The sequence below is a fragment of the Peribacillus sp. FSL E2-0218 genome, from assembly GCF_037992945.1.
GTDB lineage: Bacteria > Bacillota > Bacilli > Bacillales > DSM-1321 > Peribacillus > Peribacillus simplex_B.
Genome location: NZ_CP150304.1, coordinates 1,278,142 through 1,288,444 on the forward strand (window position 1 = coordinate 1,278,142; position 10,303 = coordinate 1,288,444).

At 41.2% G+C, this 10,303-nt stretch carries 11 protein-coding genes; 9 read left to right on the forward strand and 2 right to left on the reverse strand.

Going from position 1 to position 10,303, the window contains the following annotated elements:
• Positions 1-2 precede the first annotated feature (2 nt).
• From MHI53_RS06115 to MHI53_RS06140, 6 genes are all read left to right on the forward strand, one after another.
• Complete coding sequence (locus tag MHI53_RS06115; RefSeq protein WP_061143083.1) at positions 3-992, forward strand: lipoate--protein ligase; 990 nt, start codon at positions 3-5, stop codon at positions 990-992.
• A gap of 179 nt (positions 993-1,171) precedes the next feature.
• Positions 1,172-2,716 carry a fatty acid--CoA ligase family protein gene (locus MHI53_RS06120; protein ID WP_061143082.1) on the forward strand — a complete coding sequence of 515 codons (1,545 nt, stop codon included), beginning with the start codon at positions 1,172-1,174 and terminating at the stop codon, positions 2,714-2,716.
• A 174-nt stretch (positions 2,717-2,890) separates the two neighbouring features.
• Positions 2,891-3,418 carry an HD domain-containing protein gene (locus MHI53_RS06125; protein WP_340373030.1) on the forward strand — a complete coding sequence of 176 codons (528 nt, stop codon included), beginning with the start codon at positions 2,891-2,893 and terminating at the stop codon, positions 3,416-3,418.
• Positions 3,419-3,615: 197 nt separating this feature from the next.
• A complete protein-coding gene (locus tag MHI53_RS06130) occupies positions 3,616-4,278 on the forward strand; it encodes a response regulator transcription factor (protein WP_185113110.1) in 663 nt (220 codons plus the stop codon).
• A 246-nt stretch (positions 4,279-4,524) separates the two neighbouring features.
• Positions 4,525-5,790 (forward strand): M48 family metallopeptidase, encoded by a 1,266-nt coding sequence (locus tag MHI53_RS06135; protein ID WP_061143079.1) that lies wholly within the window; start codon positions 4,525-4,527, stop codon positions 5,788-5,790.
• 144 nt (positions 5,791-5,934) lie between these two features.
• Positions 5,935-6,744: a YitT family protein gene (locus tag MHI53_RS06140; protein ID WP_340373031.1), complete on the forward strand. Its 810-nt coding sequence runs from the start codon at positions 5,935-5,937 to the stop codon at positions 6,742-6,744.
• A 151-nt stretch (positions 6,745-6,895) separates the two neighbouring features.
• Here MHI53_RS06140 and MHI53_RS06145 read toward each other — a convergent pair whose 3' ends face one another.
• On the reverse strand, positions 6,896-7,132 hold the full coding sequence (locus tag MHI53_RS06145) for an IDEAL domain-containing protein (protein ID WP_057912478.1): 237 nt from the start codon (positions 7,130-7,132) through the stop codon (positions 6,896-6,898).
• A gap of 299 nt (positions 7,133-7,431) precedes the next feature.
• Here MHI53_RS06145 and MHI53_RS06150 point away from each other — a divergent pair, with 299 nt between their 5' ends.
• Positions 7,432-7,992, forward strand: coding sequence for a competence protein ComK (locus MHI53_RS06150; RefSeq protein ID WP_340373652.1), 561 nt, complete (start codon positions 7,432-7,434; stop codon positions 7,990-7,992).
• A 413-nt stretch (positions 7,993-8,405) separates the two neighbouring features.
• Here the strand turns inward: MHI53_RS06150 and MHI53_RS06155 are convergent, their stop codons facing one another.
• The gene (locus MHI53_RS06155; protein ID WP_340373032.1) at positions 8,406-8,777 is read right to left on the reverse strand and encodes a hypothetical protein; all 372 of its coding nucleotides are present in this window, start codon (positions 8,775-8,777) and stop codon (positions 8,406-8,408) included.
• 293 nt (positions 8,778-9,070) lie between these two features.
• Here MHI53_RS06155 and MHI53_RS06160 point away from each other — a divergent pair, with 293 nt between their 5' ends.
• Together MHI53_RS06160 and lepB are read left to right on the forward strand one after the other, a co-directional pair.
• Positions 9,071-9,685: a TVP38/TMEM64 family protein gene (locus MHI53_RS06160; RefSeq protein WP_061143074.1), complete on the forward strand. Its 615-nt coding sequence runs from the start codon at positions 9,071-9,073 to the stop codon at positions 9,683-9,685.
• Positions 9,686-9,717: 32 nt separating this feature from the next.
• Positions 9,718-10,281 (forward strand): signal peptidase I, encoded by a 564-nt coding sequence (gene lepB, locus MHI53_RS06165; protein ID WP_061143073.1) that lies wholly within the window; start codon positions 9,718-9,720, stop codon positions 10,279-10,281.
• Positions 10,282-10,303: the final 22 nt, after the last annotated feature.

A 10,303-nucleotide genomic window follows, 5' to 3' on the forward strand; every position in this document is an offset into this window, starting at 1 on the left:
CTGTGCTTTTTATTGATAATAAGGGAATTACGGATCCGAGAATTAATCTTGCCATTGAAGAATATGCGCTTAAACATCTGAATATTGATGAAACCTATCTTCTATTCTACATTAATCGGCCTTCAATCATCATCGGGAGAAATCAAAATACGATTGAAGAAATCAATGCCGATTATGTAGATGGAAATGGCATTACTGTTGTTCGAAGGCTTTCCGGAGGCGGTGCGGTTTATCATGATTTGGGTAATCTCAATTTCAGTTTCATCACGAAGGATGATGGTGACAGCTTCCACAATTTCAAGAAATTCACCCAGCCTGTCGTGGAAACCCTTGAGAAACTGGGAATCCATGCTGAGCTAAGCGGCCGTAATGATATCCTGGCTGAAGGGAAGAAAATTTCGGGTAACGCGATGTTTTCGACGAAGGGCAGAATGTTCAGTCATGGAACCTTGTTGTTCCAATCGGAAATGGACCATATTGTATCCGCTTTAAAAGTGAAAAAAGATAAAATCGAGTCTAAAGGTATTAAATCGATAAGAAGCCGAGTCGCCAATATTGCTGAATTCCTCAAAGAACCGATGTCTATAGAGGAATTTCGTTCATTCCTTCTGCAAAATATATTCAAGGATAGCGGTGAGGTCACCGAGTATGTTCTAACGGAGGAAGATTGGGAGCAAATCCATAAGATTTCGGAAGAACGGTATCAAAGCTGGGAATGGAACTATGGAAAATCGCCGAAATTCAACTTGCAGAATTCGCATAGATTTCCTGTGGGGTCAGTTGATATCCGTCTGGAAGTGAACAGGGGGATCATTGAAAATTGTAAAATCTACGGTGATTTCTTTGGGGTCGGAGAGGTTGCGGATATAGAACGAAAACTTACGGGGATACGCTATGAAAGGGACGCCATCAGTGAGGTTTTGGATGAGGTAGATGTTCAACATTATTTTGGCAATGTAACGAAAGAGGAAATATTGGCTTTAATCTATTAAGCCTGAAAAGCCGTCCTGTCTTAATAGGACGGCTTTTGTGTCTGATAATGACAGTAATTGCTTGAATATGGATAAAATTGTTGCTGTAATCATTTTCTTTTAATATAATAAAAAGGTATTTAGTTTAATATAAAAATGAATGACTATTCATTCATGGTGTAAACTGGGGAGGGAGAACGATGAATTTATCCGAAAAGCTTCATCAAACGGCTTTAAGGCAGGCTGAAAAGCCAGCTTATTATTTTATGGACCAATCAACCTCGTATGGGGAATTGGACAGCGCCGTTACAAAGTTTGCCGATGAACTACATAAGCTTGGTGTTTCGAAAGGTGATAATGTTGCGCTGGTTTTAGGGAATTCTCCACATTTCATCATTTCATTGTATGGAGCCATACGAGCAGGAGCTACCGTAATACCCGTAAATCCAATTTACACACCTGATGAAATTGGATACATCCTGAACAGCGGCGATGTAAAGGTTGTCGTGGCATTGGATAAACTGATACCCTTATTTGAGAAAATGGACCCAATTCTTTCAAATGTAGATTACTATGTTATATGTGAGACTGAGCCCGATAAAGGGGATCGTGGTGAACTGAGCATTTATCAAAAAATGAAATCGTTTACAAAAATGGTTGGAGCGGGGGATGCGAGCTTCCAAGGCCCGGAATTGGATTCCGACGATACGGCCATCATCCTCTATACTTCCGGTACAACAGGAAAACCTAAAGGGGCGATGCTCTCACACACCAATATCTACTCCAATGCAAATGATGTAGGCGAATACTTGAAGATTTCCGAAAATGACCGTGTCATTACCACCTTGCCCATGTTCCATGTTTTCAGTTTGACGGTCGTCGTGAATGCACCATTGCTGCAAGGAGGTACGCTTTTAATTGTGCCGCAATTCAGTCCGAAGGAAATATTCAGGCAAGTCAAAAAATATGATGCAACCGTTTTTGCTGGCGTGCCTACCATGTATAATTTCCTGTTCCAATATCCGGAGGGGCACAAAGACGATTTAAGGTCATTGCGTATCTGTATTTCAGGCGGATCAGCCATGCCGATATCTCTGCTTGAATCATTCGAGCAAAAATTCAATGTTAGGGTTTCAGAGGGCTATGGCCTCTCCGAAGCTTCTCCTGTTACATGCTTCAATCCTCTTGATCGCCCTAGGAAAGCGGGATCGATAGGAACATCCATCCTCAGAGTGGAAAACAAGGTCGTCACGGAGCTGGGTGAAGAGGTGCCGCCAAATGGGGTCGGAGAATTGATTGTCAGGGGTCCTAATGTCATGAAGGGGTATTATAAGATGCCTGAAGAGTCGGCAGCTGTGTTGAAAGATGGCTGGTTATATACAGGTGATTTAGCCCGGATGGATGATGAAGGGTACTTTTTCATCGTAGATCGCAAAAAAGAACTGATCATTGTCGGTGGATATAACGTATATCCACGGGAAGTCGAAGAAGTTCTGTATGCCCACCCTGAAGTAGTTGAGGCAGCAGCGATTGGCGTTCCCGATCCAAATCAGGGAGAGGTGGTTCAATGCTTCGTGGTCAAGAAAAACGAAGCATTGACAGAGGAAGATCTCCTGGATTATTGCCTGGAGCACTTGGCTAAATATAAGGTTCCTGCAAAGATTGAATTTTTGGATGAACTGCCAAAAAACACAACAGGAAAAATTTTAAGGCGATCTTTAAAAACCCATGTTACCCAAAACTAAAAGGATCGATCAAGGGCGACCATTGCCAAACCGGCGATGGTCGTCTTTTTGTACAAACAAAGCGTAATGCGCTGCATAAAATATATATGAGGTAAGCTTTAAGTATTGATTCTTTATTCTAAAAGAGTTATGATTGACATTAAAAATTTCCACATAATTGTAAGGAGGGGTTAGATGAGAGATGTAAAGCTGTTAGATGTTTTTACACATCCCATTGCTCAAAAATACTTGAACCGCTCAGGACTTGCCCATGCGATTGCGGTGGCATACCACTCGTTTCACCTTGCCAACGAATATAACATCGATCCGGATATTGTGGCCAAGGCAGGCCTTTTGCATGATATGGGTCACTTCACCTGGTACCGCAATGGAAAATGGGATTATGACCTGTACAAGCAAAATGATATCCATCCGATTAAAGGTGCGGAAAGAGCACATAAATTGTTAATCCGCCTCGGTGAAAATCCGATCAAGGCAAAGACCATTTCCCTCGCCATATTATTTCACACCGATTCATTCTTACCTTCAAATGATATTATCCGGACCCCACTGCAGCAGGTCGTCAAATGGGCAGACGAAAAAGATGAAGAAGAGGGCGGAAAGCACCATTACCGCAAAATTGATTTCCTCAGGGCAAAGGAAAGCATCATGAACCTTGACAAACTTATTGATGAGGAACAAAGAAAAAGGCTATCATCCTGAAGGCAAACGGGTTGATAGCATTATTTATATTCAGGGAACTATCTTTTTTTACGTGTTCTTACAGTTTAAATTTGGATTTTACATATAATTGACTTATATTGTTATCAAGTGAATTAAGAAGTAAAATATAGTTCAAATGAACTACTTGATGAAACTATGAAAAAATGTAGCCAATAATGAAAAGAACAGGTGAAGATATGAAGTTGATTAAGCTATTGTTAGTCAGTAAACAAGGGGGGCTTAAGGGAATCATCGAAAAGGAGGAAGACATTACGGTCATTGGAGCCACTGAAACTGAAAGGGAATTGCGCAGCCTTGATGTTACAGCGGCAGTCATGCCTGATGTCATTCTTTTTGATGTCCGCTCATCATGGACACATGGACAGGAAATGATGGTGATGCTGAAGGAAAAACATCCTTCCATCCCGATAGTCATCCGTGCTGCCTATCCCGAGAATCACTATCTCATTGAAGCGATATCCCATGGCGCAGCAGGTTACGTGTTACAGGATGGCGGAATGGAGCAAGTAGTGGCAGCGATCCGGCAATGCGCCAACGGGCAAATCGTCTATCCTGCCACTGTTAAATCTTTTTTGATGAAGAAGCTTCAGCAGGAAGGGGTGGGGCAGGGGAATGCGGCCTTGGAAAAGGCAATCGAAAAATTGGGCTCCTTTTCCAAACGTGAGTATGAACTGCTCATTCTCCTCACCGAAGGACAAACAAATCAGCAGATTTCCAAAAAACTATATTTATCCATAGGAACGGTCAAAAATTATATCAGCCGGCTTTATAAAAAAATGAATGTGAGCAATCGTCCGGAACTTATGGCGCTTTTGTATAAATTTCAAAATAGGACATGAAGGGCTGACCAGTCAAAACTTTGATCAACAAGGGCCTGTGCCATGCTTGTTAGCTGCCGGAGCTTTACTGCACCCCGCTCATTTGCACTCAGATGTGTTTAATGCTGTATGTCATTGTCGAATGGTCCAGAGATGGTTAACGGCAATAAGGCTTGACGGAATGAATAATATTGGATGGAAATGCGGTTCTAACCTGTCCGTTTTGGATTAAACTATTATGAGGGAGAGATTCGAAGGAGGGGCATCATGGTTAGAAAATGGGCTGGGAGAGCTATTCTAGTATATATCCTTTATGTAGCAGTGATGTATTGGTATATTTTTTATGGGGCAAATACCGCCATTCCCGATGCATTGCGAGGTACTGCAGCAGATCCTGCTACATTCCTGAATGCAAGGGAATTAAAGCTTAGCGAAGAATATTCAGGATTGCGGAATTTCATATTTTTCGTTTCCACACCATATGAATGGCTGCTGTATTTTTTCGTTTTATTATTTGGCATATCCAGGGCATTTGAAAAGTCGGCATCGGCCGTTACAAAGCGAAAAGTGATCCAAACAGGCATTTATTTATTCTGGCTTTCCATCATTTCTTATTTGGCACTTTTTCCAATAAGCTTCATTGGCTATTGGCTTAGTAAGAACTACCATATCAGTACACAAAGCTTCACCTCATGGATGAAGGATGGAATCATTGAATTCTGGGTGAATTTCGGAATGATGTTCATCATTGTATCCGTCCTATATTGGTTAATGAAGAAAAGTGCAAAGAAGTGGTGGCTCTATGCTTGGATGCTATCGATCCCATTTACGCTGTTCTTGATGTTTGTTCAGCCTGTATTGATCGATCCTCTGTACAATGAATTTTATCCGCTCAAAAATAAAGAGTTGGAAACGGAAATATTGTCACTCGCCGCACAGGCGGAAATTCCGGCTGAGCACGTGTATGAAGTTAATATGGCGGAAAAGACGAATTCATTGAATGCCTATGTGACAGGTATAGGTTCCAACTCAAGAATCGTCCTTTGGGATACGACCTTGAACAAACTGAAGGAAGACGAAATCCTTTTCATCATGGCACATGAAATGGCTCATTATGTAGAAAAGCATATCTATTTCGGCATTGCCGGTTATCTAGGAATGACCTTGATCGGGCTGTGGCTGACCTCGAGAATCATGAATTATGTCATTAAGCGCTGGGGTCATCTGTTAAAGGTGCATTCGGTAGGCAGCATTTCTTCATTGCCCTTATTTCTTTTGATCACGGCCATGCTGCTTTTTATTTCCAGTCCGCTCTCGAATTTCGTGTCCAGATACGAAGAAACGAGGGCAGACCGGTATGCCATCGAAATGACCGGGGATAAAGAATCGGCAATTACCACATTTCAGGAACTCACCAGATCTGGGTTAAGTCAGGTGAACCCGCCATTTTTGGTGAAATGGCTGCGGTATTCACATCCAACCATGCTCGAACGGATTTCCACAATCGAAAAGGCAAATGCAAAGGGTGATTGAAAGCCAGCTGAAGAACAGCTGGTTTTTTTATATGATCTGAGGATACGGATAGCCGGGATTTATCAGAAAAAACTTTTATTTTATAAATGCTGATGTTCTCCACTATAATTAATTAAATTCTCAGCTCGATTAAGGAGATCGGTTATGTATAATGTACTTCTCATCACCTTAGGCTCAGTGCTTGTTGCAGTTGCCTATAACTTATTTTTGATACCTCATTTAATTTTAAGCAGCGGACTTAGTGGAATTGCGATCATGCTGGGAATCATCACTCCAGTGAATACAGGTATATTGAATTTTCTGTTGAACCTGCCATTGCTGATTCTCGGATACCTCAAATTGGGAAGGCGGTTCATCACATATACGATATTGTCAGTTGTCGTAATTTCCATCAGTTTATACCTGATCCCCATTCATGGAGTATCCACTGAACCGATTTTGTCCTCTTTATTCGGCGGAATCATTTCCGGGTTCGGTATCGGGATCATCTTCCGTGCTTCAGGCTCCTCCGGCGGGTTTGATATCATCGCCATGCTTTTGGCTAAGAAGAGCAACTTCCCGCTTGGTTCATTACTATCGGTGATGAATGCAGTCGTGGTGGTCATTTCAGGCTTCATTTTTGGCTGGGATGCTGCACTATATACATTGATTTCCATATATGCAGCTGGAAAAGTTATCGATACGATTCACTCCAACCACATAAAATTAACTTTGATGATCGTTACGAAAAAGAGTGATGAGATGAAAACGAAGCTCCTGACCAACTTATATCGCGGGATTACAGTCATGGATGGTGAAGGTGCATACTCGGGGGAAAAGAGTAAAGTGATGATGACGGTCATCACCCGTTACCAATTAACCGACGTCAAAACGATGATAAAAGAAGTGGACCCAAATGCCTTTGTCAATATAACGGAAACAGCCGAGGTCATGGGAATGTTTCATAAGGAATGATCAGCAAAGCCCTTGACGTTTCCCATGTGCCGGCGCTCCCGGTGTCACATTGTTACAAACACGTGAGTAGGACCACTTTTGTATACGAACTGAAGCCTCCCTCATGAAGGGAGGCTTTTTTGATGATTCGGTTGTCATTTAATCGCGGGTGTTAATTTCCAAATTGTTTTAGTAAAACGTTCATTTCAGAACTAAGTTTCAGAAATAAAGGTTTGTTTTTCATATCCAAGGCTTCATCAATTTGCTTCGCAAGGATATTCTTTTTGGTAGTAAGGACGGCTTCCAGAATAATCATATCAATCAACATTTCCTGAACCACGGCATCGTTTTTCATCTCGCTCATTGATAAGGACTTCACTGACTCTGAATAAGATTTTTCATTTTTCAAAGTTACCACCCCTGACCCTTTTTATTAGTATATGGATTTGCGCGGATAAAATCAACTGAAAATTTAAAAAATTCTAATATTAATAGAAAATGTGTCATATAGATGGCGGAACGACCGCTTTTTGAAAGAATTTTTAATTTTTTGTGAACTTTAAATTTCTCATAATTTATTGTGCTATTATAGTGAGGAAATTTACTTATATGGACTGGTACTCTTCACCAATTGTCGGTGAAAGGGGACGAATGCCTTTAGTAAAACGTTGAATCCTAATGCAATGAGGAAGAGGTGGGTTAAAATTGATGCAACACAACGAGGGAATCATAGAGGAATATGAAATAACGCCCCAAACACTTATGGTTGCACCGCTCAACTATGGCAGTAAAATTTATGCCCGTATCGTTGAAATGGAGGACGAGTTCATATCCCCTTTCAAGCCGTTGGAAATTATCAAGAGAAGCTGTGAATTCTTCGGATCCAGCTACGAAGGGCGTAGACAAGGCACTAAGCAGCTCATAAACATCACGCATAAAGCACCGATCGCGATTGATCCGACCAGTTCGATTTTCTTCTTTCCAACTACATCTCCGCTGCGTCCTCCATGCATCTGGTTATCACATGAGCATGTCGTAGCCTATGATCGCCTAGACTCCAAACATACAACCGTTACATTCCGGAATAAACAATCGATCGACTTAGAGGTATCGTACAGCTCGTTCGAAAATCAGCTGCACCGGACATCCTTTTTAAAAACGAAACTGATCCAGAGGATTGAGGAAACCAAGAGAAAGTCTTTCTATTTATTCACCGATGCCAATGGAGCCAAGGCTTCAGAGTTGAATTCAAAGTATATTCCACGTTAGAGGAGGAAAAGCGAATGTAAGGAAAGGCTAATCGAATGTAAAGAAAATGGATGAAAATGAATGGAACAAGTTTCTTACTATTAATCGCTACAGTGCTAAATGGGGTACGGTTCCATTGAAACTGCCGTTTTATCATATCAGGTCCCCCCCGTTCAAGTGGGTTTATCCTGACCCATGCTTATACGTGAATAAGTCACCGATATCGGATTGGGTAATCTATCATTTAATGGATTTTCTTTCTAGGTCATTTTTAAATCGGCGATGGAGGCGTGTGAAGTGAATAGATTATAATCATCAAAATGAACTCCCTTATCAGAAAAAGATAAGGGAGTTATTTATGATACTATTTACTTACATTCATTTCCTCCACCCTAAATATTCGGCATCTACAGGATAGGTATGTCTGTAACCCGCTAATTCGTAGAACGGTGGCTTCTCTCGAAAAAGTAATAACATAACAGGTCTTCGGTTTTGTTGCGAAGGCGCGGATTGAAATAATTATGATGTTCCTCGTATCCTTTGTATAAAAAACAATACATCGTGAAGGATTCATCGCGTTTGATTTCACTTACCTTAATATTTTCCTTGCGCAGATATCGACGAACCTCGGCCAAATCGTCCTGAACGATTTTTAGGATGTGCTCGACTAGCTCGGAATAGGGCCTTCTTAATTTAAACGGACTGATTTCGATGACTTTGAGATCCCGGTTTAAGACTGTAATCACCATCGGTAGGTAGATGGCTTTTTCGATCATATTCCGGTCATCCTCTGGAATGCGGGTCATCATGACCGCCCCTTTCTGACAAAACACTTTTTTACTATGAATATGTAACATTTATAACGTATAGAACATTTGTTCTTGTTTGATTATCCTAATGTATTTTCAATCGATATGCAAGCTGTTTTAAAAAATGGTGAAAATTTCATTAACAAGATTATGATTTCCTGAGATAGGGAAAGTATGAAGATATATGGATAATAATTCTTGCAATTTCAGAAGAAAGTGATATATCTAAAATAAACATCTTTTTAATAAGTTTATGCTGCTTTGACGGCAGCATGTCGAGGGAGATAATTATGGACTTGGAGACAATACGTGAGTGGTTTACACTTGATCATATTTCGGGGCTTATTCAGCAATATCGCTCATTCGGCCCGATTCCCGGTATCTTACTGCCGATGCTGGAAGCGTTCTTGCCCTTTTTACCTTTAGTGGTGTTCGTGTTGGCTAATGCAACCGCTTTTGGCCTTTGGTGGGGATTTTTATTTTCCTGGATTGGTGCGGTAGCGGGGTCATTTTTGATCTTTTTAGTCATTAGAAGATATGGTCAAATGAGGTTTTTTCGGTTTTTACAAAAACATAAGCAGGTTCAGCGTTTGATGGTTTGGGTGGAAAGTCATGGATTCGGACCTTTGTTCATCCTGCTCTGCTTCCCTTTTACACCTTCGGCCATCGTGAATATCGTGGCGGGATTGTCAAAGGTCAGTCCGTTGCAATATGGACTTGCGGTCGTAGGAGGAAAAGCGGTGATGATTTTCACGATTAGCTTCGTAGGCTACGATTTAGTATCATTAATACATAAGCCAATACGCACGATCATTATCGGGGTCGTCATATTCGTCCTTTGGTATGTAGGAAAAAGACTGGAAGTCCGATTAAATAAAAGCATGAAGAGGGAAGAAGGACAATAAGTTAGAATATAAATGTAGTAGGGGTTGACGAGATGGGAAAAACAAACAAGAATTCTTTATCCGATTGGATAAAAGCAGCCATGATAGCTTTTGTTATTTACATCTTGATCCGTACATTTTTCTTTTCAAGCTATGACGTTGAAGGGAAGTCGATGCAGCCGACCCTAGAAGATGGCAACAAACTTGTTGTGAATAAAATCAATTATCAGATTCACGATATTCACCGGTTTGACATTATTGTTTTTCATGCGAATTCACAAGAAGATTATGTTAAACGAGTGATCGGGATTGCAGGTGACCGCATCCGTTACAAGGATGATTGGCTTTACGTAAATGGCAGGAAAGTGGATGAGCCTTATCTCGAGAAATGGAAGGAAGGATTCCCAGATCAGGATTTTACGGGGGATTTCACATTAAAGGAATTGACGGACGAGACCACCGTTCCGAAGGGAAAGCTTTTTGTCATGGGTGACAATCGTCTTGAGAGTGCGGACAGCCGCCACTTTGGCTTTATACCAGTGGAAAATGTCGTCGGTAAGGTGGATGTTCGATATTGGCCGCTCAAAGAATTCAATTATAGATTTACAGGTGAATGACTGGCAAAGCCCGAGAAAGCAG

Excerpts from the sequence above, each read along its gene's own strand:
- MHI53_RS06120 (WP_061143082.1), top strand. The coding sequence starts at position 1,172 with ATGAATTTATCCGAAAAGCTTCATCAAACGGCTTTAAGGCAGGCTGAA.
- MHI53_RS06125 (WP_340373030.1), top strand. The coding sequence starts at position 2,891 with ATGAGAGATGTAAAGCTGTTAGATGTTTTTACACATCCCATTGCTCAA.
- MHI53_RS06130 (WP_185113110.1), top strand. The coding sequence starts at position 3,616 with ATGAAGTTGATTAAGCTATTGTTAGTCAGTAAACAAGGGGGGCTTAAG.
- MHI53_RS06135 (WP_061143079.1), top strand. The coding sequence starts at position 4,525 with ATGGTTAGAAAATGGGCTGGGAGAGCTATTCTAGTATATATCCTTTAT.
- MHI53_RS06140 (WP_340373031.1), top strand. The coding sequence starts at position 5,935 with ATGTATAATGTACTTCTCATCACCTTAGGCTCAGTGCTTGTTGCAGTT.
- MHI53_RS06150 (WP_340373652.1), top strand. The coding sequence starts at position 7,432 with ATGCAACACAACGAGGGAATCATAGAGGAATATGAAATAACGCCCCAA.
- MHI53_RS06155 (WP_340373032.1), bottom strand. The coding sequence starts at position 8,777 with ATGACCCGCATTCCAGAGGATGACCGGAATATGATCGAAAAAGCCATC.
- MHI53_RS06160 (WP_061143074.1), top strand. The coding sequence starts at position 9,071 with ATGGACTTGGAGACAATACGTGAGTGGTTTACACTTGATCATATTTCG.
- lepB (WP_061143073.1), top strand. The coding sequence starts at position 9,718 with ATGGGAAAAACAAACAAGAATTCTTTATCCGATTGGATAAAAGCAGCC.